The organism is Stenotrophomonas sp. STEN063, from assembly GCF_056854515.1.
This window is the reverse complement of sequence record NZ_JBXFWF010000005.1, coordinates 36,659-54,410: the sequence shown is the minus strand read 5'-3', so window position 1 is coordinate 54,410 and position 17,752 is coordinate 36,659. Positions and strand designations below refer to the sequence as shown.

Here is a 17,752-nt window from a genome sequence, read left to right as displayed (position 1 = left end):
TATAGAGTTAGGTCTACAGTTTACACTCGATTTTTCACCTACCAAGGAATAAGGAAGTGGGCGTCGAGTGCTTTGTTACGGGAGGGACCGGCTTCATCGGGCAGCATCTAGTGGCATGCCTGACTTCGAAGGGGCATACGGTTCGGGTACTGATGCGTCGCCCGGAGCGCTTGGTTGCGTTGCGCGAGCAAGTCGACCAATTGGGAGGGGTTGCAACAAAGGTCTTTGCCGTAGCCGGCGACCTTGCTCAAGAGAGCGTTGGGCTGAGCCATGCGGACCGGGAGGTGGTAAGACAATCCAGGGTTGTGTTCCATCTGGGCGCCAATTTCGCTTGGGGGCTTTCAATGGAGCAAGCCCGTGCGGTCAACGTTGAAGGTTCGAGGCGCGTGGCTCTATTGGCCGCAGAGCAAGGTAGCCGATTGGTAATGTTCGGCGGTTACATGCTGAAAAACGTTGAACACCTTCAACGCATTGGAATTGACATTGTCCATCCAGAGCTGACCAACTGGTTGGCCGTCTATCGTCGTGTGGGTGCTTACGAAGGAAGCAAGCTAGAGGCGCATTTCTCAACCTTGGGAGTGATATCAGCTACGGGTGGGGAGATGGCCGTTGTCCACCCGGCCACCGTTTGCGGCCACAGTCGCACAGGGCATATTCTCGACGGCCAGCCGCTGGTCGAATTGATACGCAATCTTGCACAAGGCAAGCTGACGGCTGTCCCTGGTACTGCCGATCATTGGCTGCCGCTGGTCACCGTGGACGATCTGGTTGAGCTGGCGGCGGCATGCGCGTTTGATCCTGGCATGGGTGGAAAGGAGCTGCTGGCGCTTGATGGTCAAAGCCCTGGCTTGAGAGAACTTCTGACAGTGGTGGCAAAGCCGCTTGGCGCTAAACCGCCAAAGCACCACGTTCCTCTTTGGCTGTTGAAACTACTGCTGAGTATTCGTCCCGTTGCGCGCTACTTGAATGCGAATTCTGAATCCTTGGACTTCATACAAACTGCGCGTTTCGACACAGAAGAGGTTGAGCGATTCCGCCAACAGCATGGGATAGGCAAGCCGGACATGCGTCAGTCCCTCCGTAACACTGCAGCATTCGTTGACTCAAACTACACCATTAGAGACTAGGGTTGTTCCATGAATGACCCTTCGAATCGGACATATTGATCGGTGGAAAAGCGAAGGAGTCAGCGTTCGAATACAGGCCCACCGTGGCTTGGAAATGCGCCAACGCGGTCCGGTTAATGAGCTTTGCGACATCGACGTAACGGGTCTGATCGTTCTGCATGTCTCGAAAAGCACCAGTTGGCACATCGAAGCTGGCTGTGATCAAGCGCCCGAGGGTGGCCTTGTCACGGCTCTCACTAGGTGGACAATGGTAGCGAGTTCGCCGGACAGGTAAAGGATCGTCAGGCGTATGAGAAAAGCGTGGAGCTGATTTCTCCGACAAGGCGCGTTGGCCGACAACGCTTGTAGATGGTCTCGATGGTCGTCTTCGGCATCAGTTACTGAATCAGCATTAGTTCTTGTCAATGGCTGACGCAAGGAGCAAGACCGAAGGGGGGGCGGCGCTTCTATAGCGAGGAACAGCCCCACAGCGTACTGGTCACTTTTCAGTCCTTTCGAAAGGTCAACCCCAGATAAGTCATTACCTGGTACCTCGTATCCATGCCGAAGGACACCGCGTCGCCGGTCATGCTCGGGCCCAGCCCGCCGGTACGTGCCTCGTCCGCTGTGACCGGCACCAATGGATAGGTGAAAGTGCCGGTGTTGTAACTGATCTTCAGCACAGGCAAGCCATCGTCCTGCAGACGTACCTCGGCTTCGGCAATCTTCTCGAACCCCGGCATCGTGTATCCGAATGGCCGGTAGCGGCCTAGCCGTTGCTTCCACGCGGAGCTGAGCGCTTCATCTGGGATGCGGTAGCCCAATTGCCGCTCACGCTGCCCGCGGCGCCAGAACAAAACGTGATACGGACCAATATCGCGGAAGTAGTAGAGATCGCCGTCAGCTTCGCCGGTTGCCTGTACTACGAACACACCAGGCGAGATCTGGGTCGCTGGATAGGTTTCCGCGTCGCGCCGAACGGACAGGCCCGCTTCGGTTTCCTCCACCTTGGCGTAGCTGTTCTTCTGTGCGTAGTAACCCACATGCCGCGAACGAGGAGTATCGGAAGGCGCAGGCAGTGGTGCGGAGTCGGGGACGATATCCTTCACGGAGAGGCCATGGATTTCCAGCCAGCGGAACGCGAACTGCTCGCAGACCGCATCACCACCCACGGTGTTGGCCAGGATGACCGCGGCGGAGTTTAGCTCCGGGATCAATAGCACCGCCGCATTGGAGTAGAACGTGCTGCCGGCGTGGTAAGCAGCGAAGCGGCTGCCGTGGCGAAACTGAAACCAGCCCAACCCCTTCTTGTTTGTGTCGATTGGTATGTCGGTCTGCAGCGTGAACATCGATCGGATTGTGGCCTCCTTGACGAGAGAGGATGGCGCGCCGTGATACGTATCCATTAAGGCCACCGCGTAGGTGGCTAGATCTTCCGCCGTTGAATAGATGCCGCCTGAAGCGATATCGCGTAGTTCGAAGACCGCCGCCTCGGTGCCGTCGGGCCCGTAGGCCTTGCTACGTCCATCCGTGTGCGGGTCATCGGCGAATCCGGTGTTCTTCATGCCCACCGGTGCGAAGATCCGTTGTTTCAGGTAGTTCGGGTAATCGACCCCGCTGGCCTTTGCCAGCGCGTGCCCCAACAAGTTGTAGCCGGCGTTGGAGTACAGGCCCACCGTGCCTGGCGCATGCGCCAATCCGGTCCGGTTGAGTAGCGTAACCACGTCCGTGTAGCGGGCCTGATCGCTCTGCATGTCGCGGAACACATCGGTGGGCACACCGGAACTGTGGGTGATCAAGCGTCTGAGCGTGACCTGGCGGCGGTCCTCACCATGCGTTCGGATACGGAATTCGGGCAAATAGCGGGACAAAGGCTGGTCGATATCGATCAGGCCTTGCTCCTGCAGTTGCATGGTGGCCAGCGCGGTAAACGTCTTGGTCACCGAGCCGATGCCAACTTGGGTGCTGGGGGTCATGGCAATGCCAGCTTCCTTATCCGCATAGCCGAAGCCCTGCTTCCACACCACCTTTCCGTCTACGACTAACGCGGCTGACAGGCCGACCACGTTGCTGTCCTTCTGGCGTTGCTCCACCCAATGGCTTAGCTCTGCGATATCGGCAGACGCCCGCGGTTCGGCGCCCCACGCAAGTTGCGGCAGAACCCACGAAAATGTAGCCAGGAACAGGGAGATTTTCTTCGCTTTCATTGAGACGTCCCTAGCTTAAGTAGTATTCGGGCTTAGAGATGGCGGCCGATGATTTCTGCCTCAGCGGTAATCTGTCCTTCAAAGATATCGTCCAAGAAGGCTACGCGCTGCAGGGCCTATGACGTCGCCGGTTGCTGCCATCACCTCTTTGTCGGCGGCCACGCAGATCCTGGGCCAGCTGGGCGCACTCTACGGCGCGCTATAGGTTGCCCGCCGGGCTTTACAACATCGCGGTCTAATTTGTAATCGACCGGATGGTTAAGTATGGAGCCCGTCGATGGGTCGCCGCAAAAGCATTGATCCGCAGCACGTCTTGGATGCCGCCGAGCGGGTGGTCGCTCAGGTGGGGGCGGCGCGGCTGACGTTGGATGCGGTGGCCGCCGAAGCCGGGGTCAGCAAGGCATCGGTGATCTATGACTTCCAGTCCAAGGCCGGTCTCATCCAGGCCGTGGTTGAACGTGCGGTCGCCCGTGACAACGCCTTCAACCGTGAGGCTGCCAAGCGCTTTGACCAGGATGCAGTGCTGCGTGGGCGCCTTGCCGCAGCCGAGCAACCGTTTCCCGAAGCGTTCCAGCCGGTGGCCTTGGCGTTGTGCGCGGCCATGGCACAGGACCCACAGTTGCGCGCGCCCATCCAGCAGAACCAGGCGCAGATCCTGGCCGAGATCCTGCAGCAGGCCACGCACCCGCGCAGCGCGATGCTGGCGTATCTCGCGCTGGAAGGCATGAAACTGCTGGAGTCGCTGGACTACGTGCAGTGCCAGCGTCGCACCAAGCCCCATAGCGAGGGTCGGCGCGAATGCGGCGGCGCGGTCTTCATACAGCTTCCAAAAGCTGGCTTATGAGTGCTTATGCTCCACTATGCAGGGTGAAGTTGATGTGTCCTGACTTGCTGTTCTCATCACGAAAAAGCCCGGCCGGAGCCGGGCTTTTGTTCAGCCGATTACCAGGCTCCAGTGGATCTCAGAGTCCGGGTATTTGAAGCGGAATCCGTCGTAGTCAGACTGAACGGCAATGTTTCCATTCTCGTCTACCAACGTCTTCACTTCGATCTCTGAGATCGAGCGATTCTTGATGCGAATGCTGTCGACACTGCCGGTAAACAATCGCTTGTTTTGGCGTGACAGAATGCTCACCGAGCGGCGTTGCTGACCTGGCCCTTCCAGGTACATTGCGACTGACCCCATGGAAAATCTCCCTTTGACTTTTTCAAGACATCCTCCGGTCCCGCTAGAGGAGCGCAGATGATTCCTTCATCTCTGTGAAGATCGAGTCAGCGTGAACTGGAGCTAGTTCATTGAGTGTACATTTCGGCGCTTCCGGCCCCCGCAATGAAGCGTTGGACGTCGGCGAGGATAGAGGGCTTGGAGGCCTCGCATCATCCCCCGAAAGGCGTGGAAGGGAGTGCCCAAGCGGACCAACCAGGAGGCGATCAGCTCGACTACCTAGCTGAGGTTTAACAGGCTCGTGGGAAAAGTGAAGTCTTCGCCTTACGACGTTCTTACACATTGTGATCAATGTCGGCTAAGCAGGCTGCCTGAGGCGCGCAAATCGGCGCTGTGCAGCGTATTGGCCGGCTAGCTGGATCCAAGGATGCCCGTTGCTTATGATCAGTTCAGCGACAATTATGCGTTGCGGATTGCAACCCTTGTCACGAGATCGATTGGGGGCATGCACGGGGGCATTATGGTTGTTCTAATTTTTGAAAATTCATGATAATCAGATGGATGTAGAATTTATTCGAATCCCTCCGGGCGCGCCAGATTGAAGTCCGGGCCAGTCCCAGGACAGCAGAAACCCCGGAGAAATCCGGGGTTTCTGCTTTTCAGCCCTTCCAGAACGAGTAGTGGAACCGTTGCCGCCCGGATTCCTTGAGATGGTGCCGGGACGTGACGCTTCGGTGGAAGCCTGCAGCCCTGCATGCGCTGGTTCCATCGACACCAGCGCAGCGCCAGGCCTGGCGGCAGGACGATACGCGTTTCCGACGGTGACCATCTGCAGCCGCTTGCAGCACTGCCGGAGTGGCACGCCCTCAGAGGTTGATGCGCACCCCGAGCTGGAATGCACGGCCCGGCAGGGGCGCAATGTATTTCAACGGTGAGTTGTGCGGACGTGCCTCGGCGTCGAGCAGGTTCGAGCCATTGAGGAACACCTCGATCGCGCTGACGTAGCCGCCACGCGGCTGGAAGCGGCGGCTTACCTGCATGTCCAGCATGTTGAAGCCATCCAGTGGCACTTCCTCGCTGACATTCTTGCCCAGGTACTTCTGCTTGTCGTAATAGGTGCTGGAGATGCCGGCCTTCCAGTCGCCTTTCTGCCAGCCGATGTTGGCGCCATAGCGGTTGGTTGGCATGTTGGGCAGGTAGAGGCCGTCGTTGTGTGCCCGCAGTGAATCCGGATGGTCTGCTCGGTTCTTCACCAGGTCGGAGAACGCGGAGAGGTTCAAGCTGCCCCAGCGACCGAGTTCCAGCGTCTGCGAGACATCGACCTCGAAGCCCTTCACCGTGGTGTCCGTCTGCTTCCAGTACTTCAGCGGCAGGCGATTGGCGGTCTGCAGGCCGGAATACCCCTGATAGAGGTAATTCTCGTACTTCATGACATAGGCCGTCGCGGAGATGTCGAAGCCGCGGTTGTTGAACAGCAGGGCGAATTCAACGTTCCTGGCGCGCTCGGGCTTCAGGTTCTGGTTGCCCTCTTCCTGGGTCATGACCGAGTAGTGGGCGTTGCTGGCATACAGTTCATTGACCTCCGGCGCCCGTTGCGACGACGCATAGCGGGCCTTGGCGCTGAGGTGGCTTCCGAGTTCGGCACGCGCCCCCAGGTTGTAGCTGTTGAGCGTGAACGACCTGTCCTCCAGCTTCGAGTTGGCCGAGTTGCGTGAGGTCTTGAAGGCACTGCTGCGGATGTCATGATCCACGCGTTCGTGGCGGAACCCGGCATCGAAGGAGACCGCGGCGAAGTCGAGGCTCTGTTTCAGGAATACCGCATTGGTCACGCTCTGCACATCGGGCAGGTAGCGCAACGTGCCGCTGCCGCTGATATCGCGCGTGCGCTGGCTGAGCCCTAGCAAGCCGCTGAGCGGACCGGCGCGACGCTGTGCCAGCAGTGCTTCGGCCTGGTAGGTATCGAACTGGTACTCATTGGCCGTGCTTGTCCCCAGCTGTTCGGCCGAGGTATTGCTGATCTGCGACATGCGCAGGTCAGCGCTTTCAAACAGCGGGAACGGATCCTGCACGTTGGCCTGCAAGGCGTACTTGGTCTGTTTGAGTACGACGCCGACCGGGCGGCTCTGGCTGTGGTCGGCGCCGAAGGACAGGTTGTCCATCGAGAAGCCCGGCACCCCGTATTCGCTGTCCTTGGCGTCTATGCTGATGCCGACGTAGCCGCGGTCGAAGAAGTAGGTCGTACCGCCGGCAAGGTGGGTGTTGCGGAAGTAGCTGTTGCCCAACGTGCCGCGGTAATTCGGGGTGACGTCGCGGTTGATCTTGTTCTGCACATACGAAGGCGTGCCCGCCACATAGTCCGGGTTTGCCGGGTTCACGTAGGTCTTGCCCTGCCAGACAGATGACGGCTGGTTGGTATAGAACGAGAAGCTGCCGTCCGCCCAGTCGGGGTTCTCGGTCATGAACTGGTCGATGTAGGGCTGCGAGGCCTTGTTGTAGACCTGCTGGATGCGGGCTTCTTTCTGGCAGCTGTCGGCCAGGCCGCTGTTGACCCCGCCGCCGGCCGGGAACAGCTGGCTGTCACAGACACTGGCCTTGCTGTTGCCGGGGATGTCGTAGTGCGAGATGCGCTGGTGCGACATCTGCAGGTTGGTCGAGAAGTTGCGCTGGTTGTTGAAATTCATCCGGAAGCCCTGCGCGTCAGCGGCATTGAAGCCCTGCCGGAACACCAGCTCCATCTCCTGGTCCTTGTCTTCCATCTTGGTGGAGATGAGGCCGGAGTCGACATCGACGCTGCCGCCGATCGCGTTGCCGCCGTGACGGACGCTGTCCGATGACTTGTTGACGCTGACGCTGCGCACGAACAACGGATCGAAGGGAATGGCGATATCACCGCTGAGCGCGTTCATGCCGAGGATGGACTGGCCATCCTCCAGCACCTGCACGCGATTGCCGGTCAGGCTGCGGATGACCGGCGCGCCGGCGTTCGGGCCGAAGGCGCTGTTCTGCACGCCCGGCACGCGTTCCAGCATGCCACCCAGGGTGCGGTTCTGCGCCTGGGTGTTCTCGACGACAACGATGCTGTCGATCCTTGAAGCCTTGTCTGCCCGGACCTTGACGGTGGGCAGGGTGGTGTCGTCTGCGGCGTAGGCGCTCTGGACAACGAGCAGCACGGCGGCCGCAAGTACGTGTTGACGCATGGATCATCCCCGTGGAAATTGGAATGTTATAATATATCGTTTAAAGAAAAGCGAAAGGCCCTCTGCTGCCGCGGCCAAGTGCGGGGCATTCCGTGGGAGGTGGTGCTCGCCGGGGAGATCGTTCGCGCACCGGTGTTGCGCGCTGGGGCAGGGAGCCGGCGTCGAGATGACGGGAAGCCTGCCCGTGGGTTCCGCCAATATTGCTGCGAAGCTCCCGAAGCTTCGGGGACAGTAAGGCAGCGAGGCAGCGAGGCAACGAGGCGACGAGGCAACGAGGCAACGAGGCAACGAGGCAACGAGGCAACGAGGCAACGAGGCAACGAGGCAACGAGGCAACCGGGTCGCTTCGCTGGTCGGCGGTCGCTGCTGCAGCTGCCGGCGGCATGTGCGGTTTGCGTGCAATCCCAACTTATTGGATGATATTGATTCCTATTCGCAATATTTACCCATGGTCAACGCTTCGCCGGCACCGGCGCCTGATTCCCTGCAGGGCCTGTACGTCGCGCACCATGGGTGGTTGTTGCAGTGGCTGCGCCGACGCATGTCCGCGGACGAGGCAGCAGCGGATCTGGCGCAGGACACCTTCGTGCGCCTGCTGCAGAAGCCACAGTTGCCGACGCTGGAGCAGCCGCGCGCCTATCTGACCCGCATCGCCAACGGCCTGGTCATCAATCTGTGGCAGCGCCGCGCGCTGGAGCGGGCATGGCTGGAGGTGCTGGCCAGCCTGCCCGAGGCGCTGGTACCTGATGAGGAACAGCGACAGATAGCCCTGGAAGCGCTACTGCGCATCGACCGCATGCTGGACGCATTGCCTCCGCGCGCACGTGAGGCCTTCCTGCTGTCGCAGCTGGACGGGCAGACCTATGCGGTGATTGCCACGCGCCTGGGCGTCACCGAGCGCACCATCAAGCGCGACATCGTGCTGGCGATGGCGGCCTGCCTCGAGGCCATGGATTGATCCGCATGCAGGAGCCATTGGCCAGGATCGATGTGCCCATTCCCGCGCCGGTGCTGCATGAAGCGGCCGAATGGCTGCTGCGCTTCCGCGAAGGTGAACTCGATGCCAGGGAGCGCGCGGCCTGGCAGCGCTGGCTGTCCAGCAACGACCTGCATAGGCGCGCCTGGCAACGCGCGGAGCGCTTGACCGGTCTGCTCGACGATGTGCCGGGTGCGGTAGGCAGTGCGCCCTTGCAGCAGGCTCGCCGTACGCGGCAGGGCCGCCGCGCCGCGTTGGCGGCCATCATGGGAATGATGGTCGGTGCGCCACTGGCGCGCCTGGCGTGGCAGCGCGAGCCCTGGCAACACCTTGTTGCCGACGGCAGCACCGGCATCGGTGAGAGGCGCGCGCTGCGCCTGGCAGATGGCAGCGAACTGCAGCTCAACACCGATACGCGGATTGCGCTCACCTTCAATGAGCAGCGGCGGCAAGTGCAGCTGCTGCGCGGTGAAGTGCTGCTGCAGGAAGCGACGGATGATCGCGTTCCAGCACGACCCCTGCTGCTGCAGCTGCGCAACGCGCATCTATCTGCTCTGGGCGCGCGCTTCGCCGTGCGCATGTGGGATGACCATGCGCGCGTGGCGGTGGAGCAGGGCGCGGTACGGATCCAGCTCGGTGATGGCGGCAATGTCACCCAGCTGGTGAGCGCAGGCCAACAGGCGGTCTTCAACGCGACCGGCATCAGCGCGGTCACCGCGCTACAGCGCAACAGCCTAGCCTGGGTGCAGGGCGTGCTGCATGCCGAGGCCATGCCGCTGGGGGAACTGTTGTCCGAGCTGGCGCGTTACCGCAGCGGCGTCGTGCGCTGTGATCCGGAGATCGCCGGCCTGCTGGTGTCCGGCGTGTTCCAGCTGGACGACACCGATACCGTGCTCGCGCTGCTGCAGGCGGGTTTCCCGCTGCGCGTGCGCTACCGCAGCCGCCTGTGGGTGATGGTCGACCCCGCCTGAGACCGGGATGTCCCTTTTTGCCGGTTGGCCGGGCAAGGAAGTGAACCCTTTCAATTCCTTTCTGTCACGGACCCTGCCATGTCTTCGCGTCCCCCTGTTGTCCGCACCTCGCTGGCCCTGGCCTGCCTGGTCGCGCTTTCGCTGCCATTGCCACAGCCGGCCTTCGCCCAGAGCGGCACATCTGCAGCCAGCGAGGGCAATGTGAGCTTCAACCTCCCGGCCGCGCCGTTGGCGCGGGCACTGAATGACACCGCGACGGCCGCCGGCGTTTCGCTGAGCTATGACCCGGCACTGGTTGCCGGCCGCGCTGCGCCCGCATTGCAGGGCCGCTACACGGTGCGCGCAGCGCTTGCGCGGCTGTTGCAGGGCACGGATCTGGTGGCACGCGAAGTCAGCCCGGGTGCGTGGAGCATCCAGCGCGTGGCCAGCACTGACGGCGATGCCGTGGTGATCGGTACGTTGCGGGTTGGTGGTGAGCGCTCGGCCGATCCCACCGGCATCGAGCGCGATGAGCGCGGCTATGACGATGTCTACGACCTGGACCTGTCCACCGTCTACGCCGGACGCGAGCAGATCGAACGCTACAAGGGCGCTGCACCGGCTGACATCTTCAAGGGCATGGTCAACGTCTACAGCGGCGATGCCCGCAACAGCGGTGCGCTGGATCCCAACATCCGCGGCATCCAGGGGCCGGGTCGGGTGCCGCTGACCATCGACGGCACCGAGCAGGCGCTGACGGTCTGGCGCGGCTACATGGGCGCGAACAACCGCAACTACATCGATCCCAGCCTGATCGGCGGCATGCAGGTCATCAAGGGCCCGGCGATGCTGCGTGGTGCCAACACCTCGGTGGGCGGCGCGGTGCAGATCAAGACGCTGGACGTGGACGACATCCTGCTGGAAGGCGAGAGCTTCGGCGGTGAGTTGAAGATGGAGGCCAGCGACAACGCCATCGATCCGAAATTGCCGACCCTGTTGACTGGCAAGCCGCTCGGCAGCGTGCCGGGTTTCCCGGCCAGCCAGGTCAATTTCTACGACCCGACCCTGTACCAGCATCCGCGTACCAGTGGCAGCGGCAGCTTCGGCAGTGACCAGGCCTGGCGGCTGGCGCTGGGCCTGCGCAAGGAGAACTTCGACCTGATGGCGGCCTACGCCTTCCGCGAAAAGGGTAATCACTTCGCCGGCAAGCATGGCAGTTCGTTCTATGACAACGAACCGACCACCAGCTGGGACTATGTGCCGTACCTGGCCAAGGTCTATGTGCCGGGTTCGGAGATCCTCAATTCCTCCAGTCGCATGGAATCGTGGCTGGTCAAGGGCACCTGGCGCTTGAGCGACACACAGGTGCTGCAGCTCAACGTGCGCGACACGCAGTCGCGCTATGGCGAGATCATGCCCTCGCGCATCCAGTGGGACAACACCGTCACCGATGGCATTCCGCAGTGGCCGCTGAGCCAGGTGGATGCGCGTGCGGTGAACCTGGAATACAAGTGGCGCCCAGGCCTGGATTGGGTGGACCTGCGCGCCAACCTGTGGCGCACCGATACCGACAGTGCGACCTACAGCAGCGGCGGCCTGCCGAACGATCGCATGAACTGGTACAACGACGTCGACAAGGTCTATGTCACCCCGGATCACTTCCGCAACACCGCGGTAGCCAACAGCAAGAACGCGCGCACCGGCTTCTCGTTCGACAACAAGATGCAGCTGGGCGACAGCCTGGACCTGACGGTCGGCGGCAACCTGCAGAAGGAAACCCTCAGCTCCAAGGACGCCTACAACGATCCGGAAATCACCGGCTATTGGCGTGGCAAGCCGCGCGCAGGCTGGCGCCGTGAGTATGATCTCAGTGCCTTGTTTGAATGGCGGCCGATCGACAAGCTGCTGCTCAGCGCAGGCGTGCGCTACCAGAACTGGCAGTCGTTCGATGAGTTCCTCGCGCGCCAGCAGCGGGCCGGCGTGTTGCCGACCAGCAGCCAGGAGGCCTCGGGTCGGGTGATGAAGTGGAACACGCTGGAGCACTACACCCAGGCCGAGATCGACACGTCGGTGGCCCAGATGACCGACATCATGGAAAGCCAGTGGCCCATCTACGAGGAGTTCTTCGGCTATACACGTGAGCAGTTCGTGGCGGAGTTGCTGACCCCAGCCCTCGACGAAGTCCGCAGCCGCACCACCTACACCGCCAACAACGAGATGCTGTGGAAGCACGATGGCCAGGGCCGTTACAACCGCGCAGACAATCCCTGCATCAACGGCGCCATCGACTTCAGCAACGTCGAGCTCAGCGGCGGCCGCAAGTGCTGGTCTGATGGCCCCTATCCCGGCCAAAGCGTCAACGGCGAGCTGATTCCCTTCGCCACGGTCGACAACACCGCGCGCAGGCAGCGCGGCGCGGGCTGGGTGCCGTCGTTCGCCGCGACCTATGAGTTCAGCGAGCACAGCCGCGTCTACCTGCGCCACAGCCAGGTGCGCCGCTTCCCGGCCTTGTTTGAGAGCACGATTGGCTTCTCCAGCGTCCAGGACAGCTACGGGCTTAAGCCGGAGCATGCCTACAACACCGAGGTGTCGTGGGTGCAGGACTTCGGCCAGCTGCTGGATGGCAATCCGCTGGCGGACCTGAAGATCGCCTATTACCACCACCGCACCCGTGACGTGATCGAGCGCAGCCCGCAGCTGACCTTCTCCAACATCGACGAGCAGACCATTCGCGGCGTCGAGGTGCAGGGTCGCTTCGATAACGGCCGCTTCTTCACCGACATCAGCGGTGCGTGGAATCTGGAAAACCGTGTCTGCGACGAGCACACTGCGATGCTGCTGGACAACACCGGCGGCGTCTCCAACTGCGTGGAAACCGGCTTCGTCGGTGGCTACCTGGTGACCATGGCCATCCCACGCTACACCTTCAACTGGACGGTGGGGACGCGCCTGTTTGATGGCCGCCTGGAGCTTGGCAGCCGCATCGTCCACCACGCGCCGCAGGAAAGCGTGTTCAAGGACAACTACGGTACCCAGTCGGCGACGATTTCCTATTACCTCAACACGCCGCTGCAATGGGGCCGCATCACTACTTACGACGCCTACGCCACGTGGCGCGTCAACGACCGTGCGACAGTTGAACTGGTGGGGACCAATCTGGGCAACCTGTACTACATCGATCCGCTGACCCGCTCGTCGATGCTGGCGCCGGGCCGCACGCTGAAGGCAAGTTTCAACTATCGGTTCTGATCCAGCGCGGCGTGTTCCAGCGCGCCGCGTGCAATGACAAAGCCCGCCCGGATCTGGATCCGGGCGGGCTTTGCTGTTTCTGCCGCGAGCAGCAGCCAACAAGGATGCAGTGATACGCAGCTTGCGGTTGAGCAGACCAGCGCGAAAGCGCCACGCAGGCCAATCAGCGAATGAAGAATTCGACCGGCGTGGTGATCTGCACCGGATCGCCCTGTACCTCTTCCGGTGGTGACGGCAACGGACTGGCGCGCTGCACGGCGGCCAGCGCCTCGCCATCCAGCAAGGCGTTGCCGCTGCTGCGGGCAAGCCGTGCCCACTGCACGCCGCCGCTGCGGTCCACCGCGTACTCGACCAGGCTCACGCCTTCGCTGCGACGTCGCTGCGCTGCGCGCGGATACCGCTTGTAGCGCTGCAGATGCGCCAGCACCAATGCCTGCCAGTTGGCCTGTGACGGTGTGTCAGCACCGGCCGAAGATTGCCGAGCGGCATAGCGGGTGCCGCTGGGGGCCTGCACGCTGGGTGGCGCAGTTGATTGCAGCACCTCGGCAGTTTCCACTGAGGGAGGGCGTTTTTGCTGTCGCTCGGCGGCTGGCGGCGGCAGCGCTGCATCTGCGGGTTGGATGGGCGAGGGCGGCGCAACTGTCGCCGTTGGTGTCGCCGCTGCCTGCGCGGGCTGCGGCTGCTGTTCCTGTTGCAACGGCCCCGGTGCCAGATCGGTGGGCGGCACCGGTGGTGCGCTCGGCAGTGGCGCCAGCTCCAGCATCACCGCTTGCGGAGGCGACGGCGGCGCGGGTGGCGGCGACCACGATGACCAGACCGCCGCGCCGCCGACCACCAGCGCATGCACGCCAAGCACGATGCAGAGGCTGCGCCCCCAGCGTGGGCCCTCGGTCGCGAGTGGTGTCCAGTTCACGGCGCGGCCTGCTCCAGCCCGACCAAGGCCACCTTCAAATAGCCGGCAGCACGCAGGCTGTTCAAGGTATCCATCAAATCGCCGTAAGCGACACCCTTGTCGGCGCGCACGAAGACGCGCTGCTCGCGGTTGCCGGCAGTGAGTGCATCCAGTGCCGCGGCAAGAGTCGGTGCAGTGACCGGGTCCTGGTTCAAGCGCAGCGACAGATCCTGCTGCACGGTCAGGTATACCGGCTCATCGGTACGCGCTTGCGGCTGCGCCGTGGATGCCGGCAGATCGACGGCGACGTCCACGGTGGCCAGTGGCGCGGCGACCATGAAGATGATCAGCAGCACCAGCATCACGTCGATGAAAGGCGTGACGTTGATTTCGTGGTTCTCGTCGGGCGCTTCGTCCTGCTCGTCGGTCCTGATCGCCATGCTCACGGCGCTCCGGAGGGGTTGAAGGCGCGGTGGTCGAGGTCGCGCGAGACCAGTTGCTGCACGCAGGCTGACAGGTCGCCGCTGTCGCCGCGCAGCGCTGCAAGCTGCCGGCTCAGCTGGTTGTAGATGACCACCGCCGGAATCGCCGCGACCAGCCCAAGCGCGGTGGCAAGCAAGGCCTCGGCGATACCGGGTGCGACCACGGCCAGATTGGTGGTGTTGGCCTGGGCGATGCCGACGAAGCTGTTCATGATGCCCCACACCGTACCGAACAGGCCGACGAAGGGCGCGGTGGCACCGATGGTCGCCAGCAGTCCGGTGCCGCTGCGCAGCTGGCGTGCATGCGCAAGCTCGATGCGCTGCAGGCGCGAGCCGACCCGTTCCTTGATGCCGTCGGTACTGCCAACGCTGGGCGAGCGCTGCAGCTCATCCTGTGCCTCGGCCAGCAACGCCGAGACGATGGCACTTTCCCGCCCGGACGTGGCCAATGCCGTGAGCAGGTTGTCCGCCGCTGCGAGTGCGCCGCGTGCGGTTTGCATGCGCTGCGCCTCGCGCCGCAGCTCCCGGTGTTTGGCCAGCAGTACCGTCCACGTTGCCAGCGAGGCAATGGCCAGACCGACCATCACCGTCTGCACCACCCAGTCTGCATGCAGGAACATCTGCCATGGGCTGAGATTGCTGGGCAGGTTGGTCGTCATGCGTGCTCCTGGATGGTCGCGCTGTCCGCGGGTGGTGATGAGTCTGTTTGCTTGGGGGATGGCAGCAAGCCAGCTGCACCCAGCGTCGACAAGGTGTTATAGAAGGCGCTGGTGGAGACATGCATGTCGCCCTGCTTCAGCGAAGCGGCATGCAACAGCTGCGGGCTGAGGCGTCCGTGCGCGGCCAACACCAACGGCGCCAGCCGCAAGGTGGCAATCCGCGCCGAGGTCACCCGGATGCCGGCGCCACGCAGTATCGCCGAGTGGATGTTGCGGACTGGCAGCGGCAGGCTGGCCGGCGTTGTCAGGGGCATGATCAGTATCCTCAATGGATGAGCGCACGCGGTGCGGGGCGCGACAGCACATAGCCGGCGCTGGCGATGAAGAACAGGCCGATGCCCAGCGCCAGCTTCCAGCCGGGGTGCGCCGTGCAGAAGAAGACCAGGTAGCCCCCCGCCATGCCGAGCGCAGCGAAGGTCTTGCCTTTCCTGCTGACCGCGCCTTGCTCACGCCACAGGCGCAGGCTGTGGCCGTAGCGCGGGTGTTGCAGCAGGTAGCGTTCCAGCCGCGGTGACGAACGCGCGAAGCAGGCCAGCGCCAGGATCAGGAAGATGGTGGTTGGCATCACCGGCAGCAGTGCGCCGATGATACCCAGTGCCAGCATCCAGCAGCCGGCGCAGAACCATAGCCAGCGCATCAGGTCACCGCCACCGGGTCGGCATGCAGTTCCGTTTCGACATGGCTGCGCACGGCCTGGAACGCCGCGCGTGCCCCCTCCACCACCGAGGCTTCCTGCGTGGCCGCCAGCGGTGCGGCGTCCAGCGCGGCAGTGAAGCTGCGCCAGTGCCGCGCTGCGCCGTCGGCATGCGCGGCCAGGTGGCGGGCGCCGAAGTCGGCGTGCAGCTGCAGTCGGTCCCGCGCCAGCTTGAACAGCACGGCGCCGCCAAGTTTGGAGCCTTCGGCCACGTACAGCCAGCCCAGGGCGTCGGGCAGGGCGATGTTGGCGTCCACTGCAGGAGTGCTGCCGGTGGGAATACCGCTGCCGAGATCCTGCAGGTCGAGTGCGATCCTGGCCAACCGCCGGCGCTCGGCCAGATCGGGGATCAACGCCAGTAGTCCGTGATGCGAGTAGAGCGCATCGATATCGCGGTGAAAGCGATACTGCACGCGCAGGAAGCGCGTGAAGCTGTCACGGCTGGCAAAGATGTCGGCTGCCATGACCCGCTTGTCCAGGCTGTCGTGGGTGCTGTGGGTGGCGGTCTTCAGTTGCTGGCTGCGCGAAACAACGGTGCTGTGTGTGCTCAAGTGCAATCCCCGGTGATGCAGGAAGTGGTTGGGGTCAGAAGCTGCGTTCCAGCTTCAGGCTGGCGGTGCTGCGGTCATAGCTGTAAAGCCAGTCGACGTTGCTGGAGACGACGTTGTAGCGAAGGCTCAGCAAGGGCGTGAAGCCGGCGAAAGCAAGGCGCTTGGCCTTGATGATCAGTGTGTAGTTGCGCTCATCGTCATCGCGGCGGACGCCGAGCATCGGGCTGTACAGGTCGTAACTGCGGCGGCGATAGGAGGCGAACAGGGTGTGGCTGAAGCCTTCCGGCCACTGCAGTGATGCGCCGAGGCGGGCGCCAAGCGAGCGGTAGTTGTTGCTGCGGTCGCGGGCATCGCTGTCCAGTGCATCGAGGCCGCCGAAGGCCATCCAGTGGCTGCCCAGGCTGCGGAAGTAGGTGGCCGAAGCGGTGCGCTGCACACCGTCGAGATTGCGCGCGTAGTCGCGTTGCCGGTAGCTGAGATCCTTCCAGTCAGCTTCAAGTTTCAGCATGGAGCGCTGGCCAGGCGTCCAGCTCCATTCGGCATGCACGCCCGGCGCGCCGAACAAGGCGCTGTTGCCCAATGCGTAGTAGTCGAACGACGGTGCAAGCGCCACCGTGTGGCGAGCGCTGCGGAAGCTGTAGCCGGCCTGGACCGCCGCGTTGAGCTCGTTGTACGCACTGTTGTCGCGGTAGTTCTGGCCGAACGCAAGCGCGCGCAGGTAGACGCCATGGTGGCCGCGCAGCGCATGCCGCTTGTTGAAGGTGGCGTCGTAGTCAATTCCGGTGGCGGTGATGGCCTCGGGCAACTTGCGCTCGATCAGGCAGTCGCCGGTGACCAGCAGCAACAGGCAGGTGCGACTGGCCGAGGTGCGGTTGGCGTTGTCGGTCCAGCTTGGTCCGGCAGCATACGAGCCGCTCCAGCGCTCGCGCTGGGCCAAGGCCTGGCGGAAGCTGGCGATGGTGGTGCGCACACCCTCGGTCTTCGGGTCGTTGGCATCGATGCTGGTGCCGACTTCCGCGAACAACGCGTCTGCCTCGCGATCCTGCTGGTCTTCGAACAAGGTGCGGGCCAGCTCGAGCCTGGCTGGCATGAAGTCCGGCTGCAGGGCGAGCAGTGCGCGGTACTCGGTGGCTGCCTGCGCGTGTTTGCCCTGGATGCGCAGCAGGCCGCCCTGGGCGTAATGCACCAGCAGTTTATCGTGGTTGGGCAGGGTCAGATATTCGTTGAGGAAGTGTGCCGCCAGGCCCCATTGCCGCTGCTGCAGCGCCAGGTACAGTGCGCGGCCGACGTCGTCGACGTTGTGGCCGATGACGTGGCGCTCGCCGTCGATGGTCAGCGTCGGGCGCTCGGCATCCAGTTCGTCCTTGAGCAGCTCACGCTCGCGCGCCTGCGCCTGCTGGTCAATGTGCTGGTCCAGCAGGCGGCGTGTATCGGCCTGCTCCTGTGCGAAGCTGACAAGGGGCAACAGCAGGCCGGCCAGCAACACTGCGGCGGGAAGCGCGAAGACAGACCGGCGTCGACGGTCGGTGGAAGAGCGAGAGTGCATGCAATGGCCATCGAGGGA

At 63.0% G+C, this 17,752-nt stretch carries 15 protein-coding genes; 5 read left to right on the top strand and 10 right to left on the bottom strand.

The window, feature by feature from the left end:
• The first annotated feature begins 56 nt into the window (after window positions 1–56).
• Entirely contained in the window at window positions 57–1,127 is a 1,071-nt protein-coding gene (locus tag AC1VWL_RS02705; RefSeq protein ID WP_482985656.1) for an SDR family oxidoreductase, read from the top strand.
• A gap of 485 nt (window positions 1,128–1,612) precedes the next feature.
• Here AC1VWL_RS02705 and AC1VWL_RS02700 read toward each other — a convergent pair whose 3' ends face one another.
• Window positions 1,613–3,313 (bottom strand): serine hydrolase domain-containing protein, encoded by a 1,701-nt coding sequence (locus AC1VWL_RS02700; protein ID WP_482985655.1) that lies wholly within the window; start codon window positions 3,311–3,313, stop codon window positions 1,613–1,615.
• A gap of 277 nt (window positions 3,314–3,590) precedes the next feature.
• On the opposite strand from AC1VWL_RS02700, the gene AC1VWL_RS02695 reads away from it, so the two are divergent.
• Window positions 3,591–4,157: a TetR/AcrR family transcriptional regulator gene (locus tag AC1VWL_RS02695; RefSeq protein ID WP_482985654.1), complete on the top strand. Its 567-nt coding sequence runs from the start codon at window positions 3,591–3,593 to the stop codon at window positions 4,155–4,157.
• A gap of 90 nt (window positions 4,158–4,247) precedes the next feature.
• Here the strand turns inward: AC1VWL_RS02695 and AC1VWL_RS02690 are convergent, their stop codons facing one another.
• Together AC1VWL_RS02690 and AC1VWL_RS02685 are read right to left on the bottom strand one after the other, a co-directional pair.
• A complete protein-coding gene (locus tag AC1VWL_RS02690; RefSeq protein ID WP_065868077.1) occupies window positions 4,248–4,499 on the bottom strand; it encodes a hypothetical protein in 252 nt (83 codons plus the stop codon).
• An 845-nt stretch (window positions 4,500–5,344) separates the two neighbouring features.
• Window positions 5,345–7,675 carry a TonB-dependent receptor gene (locus AC1VWL_RS02685; RefSeq protein ID WP_482985653.1) on the bottom strand — a complete coding sequence of 777 codons (2,331 nt, stop codon included), beginning with the start codon at window positions 7,673–7,675 and terminating at the stop codon, window positions 5,345–5,347.
• 448 nt (window positions 7,676–8,123) lie between these two features.
• Here AC1VWL_RS02685 and AC1VWL_RS02680 point away from each other — a divergent pair, with 448 nt between their 5' ends.
• The 3 genes from AC1VWL_RS02680 (at window position 8,124) to AC1VWL_RS02670 (ending at window position 12,850) form a co-directional block, all read left to right on the top strand.
• Window positions 8,124–8,633: a sigma-70 family RNA polymerase sigma factor gene (locus tag AC1VWL_RS02680; RefSeq protein ID WP_296246780.1), complete on the top strand. Its 510-nt coding sequence runs from the start codon at window positions 8,124–8,126 to the stop codon at window positions 8,631–8,633.
• A gap of 5 nt (window positions 8,634–8,638) precedes the next feature.
• Window positions 8,639–9,622, top strand: a complete 984-nt coding sequence (locus tag AC1VWL_RS02675; RefSeq protein WP_482985652.1) for a FecR domain-containing protein — start codon at window positions 8,639–8,641, stop codon at window positions 9,620–9,622.
• A gap of 78 nt (window positions 9,623–9,700) precedes the next feature.
• The gene (locus tag AC1VWL_RS02670; RefSeq protein ID WP_482985651.1) at window positions 9,701–12,850 is read left to right on the top strand and encodes a TonB-dependent receptor; all 3,150 of its coding nucleotides are present in this window, start codon (window positions 9,701–9,703) and stop codon (window positions 12,848–12,850) included.
• 163 nt (window positions 12,851–13,013) lie between these two features.
• Here the strand turns inward: AC1VWL_RS02670 and AC1VWL_RS02665 are convergent, their stop codons facing one another.
• The 7 genes from AC1VWL_RS02665 to AC1VWL_RS02635 are packed head-to-tail and all read right to left on the bottom strand — an operon-like array spanning window position 13,014 to window position 17,734.
• Window positions 13,014–13,763: an energy transducer TonB family protein gene (locus AC1VWL_RS02665; RefSeq protein WP_482985650.1), complete on the bottom strand. Its 750-nt coding sequence runs from the start codon at window positions 13,761–13,763 to the stop codon at window positions 13,014–13,016.
• Entirely contained in the window at window positions 13,760–14,182 is a 423-nt protein-coding gene (gene exbD / locus AC1VWL_RS02660) for a TonB system transport protein ExbD (RefSeq protein ID WP_481533114.1), read from the bottom strand. Before exbD ends, AC1VWL_RS02665 begins: the two co-directional genes overlap by 4 nt.
• A gap of 2 nt (window positions 14,183–14,184) precedes the next feature.
• Window positions 14,185–14,883, bottom strand: a complete 699-nt coding sequence (gene exbB / locus AC1VWL_RS02655; protein ID WP_482985649.1) for a tonB-system energizer ExbB — start codon at window positions 14,881–14,883, stop codon at window positions 14,185–14,187.
• A complete protein-coding gene (locus AC1VWL_RS02650) occupies window positions 14,880–15,197 on the bottom strand; it encodes a hypothetical protein (RefSeq protein WP_482985648.1) in 318 nt (105 codons plus the stop codon). Before AC1VWL_RS02650 ends, exbB begins: the two co-directional genes overlap by 4 nt.
• Before the next feature lie 11 nt (window positions 15,198–15,208).
• Window positions 15,209–15,580: a YbaN family protein gene (locus tag AC1VWL_RS02645; RefSeq protein WP_482985647.1), complete on the bottom strand. Its 372-nt coding sequence runs from the start codon at window positions 15,578–15,580 to the stop codon at window positions 15,209–15,211.
• Complete coding sequence (locus AC1VWL_RS02640) at window positions 15,580–16,188, bottom strand: biliverdin-producing heme oxygenase (RefSeq protein ID WP_482985646.1); 609 nt, start codon at window positions 16,186–16,188, stop codon at window positions 15,580–15,582. Before AC1VWL_RS02640 ends, AC1VWL_RS02645 begins: the two co-directional genes overlap by 1 nt.
• A gap of 34 nt (window positions 16,189–16,222) precedes the next feature.
• Complete coding sequence (locus tag AC1VWL_RS02635) at window positions 16,223–17,734, bottom strand: surface lipoprotein assembly modifier (RefSeq protein WP_482985645.1); 1,512 nt, start codon at window positions 17,732–17,734, stop codon at window positions 16,223–16,225.
• Window positions 17,735–17,752 lie beyond the last annotated feature (18 nt).

Coding starts and splice junctions, on each gene's coding strand:
- exbB (WP_482985649.1), bottom strand. CDS start 14,883: ATGACGACCAACCTGCCCAGCAATCTCAGCCCATGGCAGATGTTCCTG.
- AC1VWL_RS02675 (WP_482985652.1), top strand. CDS start 8,639: ATGCAGGAGCCATTGGCCAGGATCGATGTGCCCATTCCCGCGCCGGTG.
- AC1VWL_RS02650 (WP_482985648.1), bottom strand. CDS start 15,197: ATGCCCCTGACAACGCCGGCCAGCCTGCCGCTGCCAGTCCGCAACATC.
- exbD (WP_481533114.1), bottom strand. CDS start 14,182: ATGGCGATCAGGACCGACGAGCAGGACGAAGCGCCCGACGAGAACCAC.
- AC1VWL_RS02670 (WP_482985651.1), top strand. CDS start 9,701: ATGTCTTCGCGTCCCCCTGTTGTCCGCACCTCGCTGGCCCTGGCCTGC.
- AC1VWL_RS02680 (WP_296246780.1), top strand. CDS start 8,124: ATGGTCAACGCTTCGCCGGCACCGGCGCCTGATTCCCTGCAGGGCCTG.
- AC1VWL_RS02695 (WP_482985654.1), top strand. CDS start 3,591: ATGGGTCGCCGCAAAAGCATTGATCCGCAGCACGTCTTGGATGCCGCC.
- AC1VWL_RS02635 (WP_482985645.1), bottom strand. CDS start 17,734: ATGCACTCTCGCTCTTCCACCGACCGTCGACGCCGGTCTGTCTTCGCG.
- AC1VWL_RS02690 (WP_065868077.1), bottom strand. CDS start 4,499: ATGGGGTCAGTCGCAATGTACCTGGAAGGGCCAGGTCAGCAACGCCGC.
- AC1VWL_RS02700 (WP_482985655.1), bottom strand. CDS start 3,313: ATGAAAGCGAAGAAAATCTCCCTGTTCCTGGCTACATTTTCGTGGGTT.
- AC1VWL_RS02685 (WP_482985653.1), bottom strand. CDS start 7,675: ATGCGTCAACACGTACTTGCGGCCGCCGTGCTGCTCGTTGTCCAGAGC.
- AC1VWL_RS02645 (WP_482985647.1), bottom strand. CDS start 15,580: ATGCGCTGGCTATGGTTCTGCGCCGGCTGCTGGATGCTGGCACTGGGT.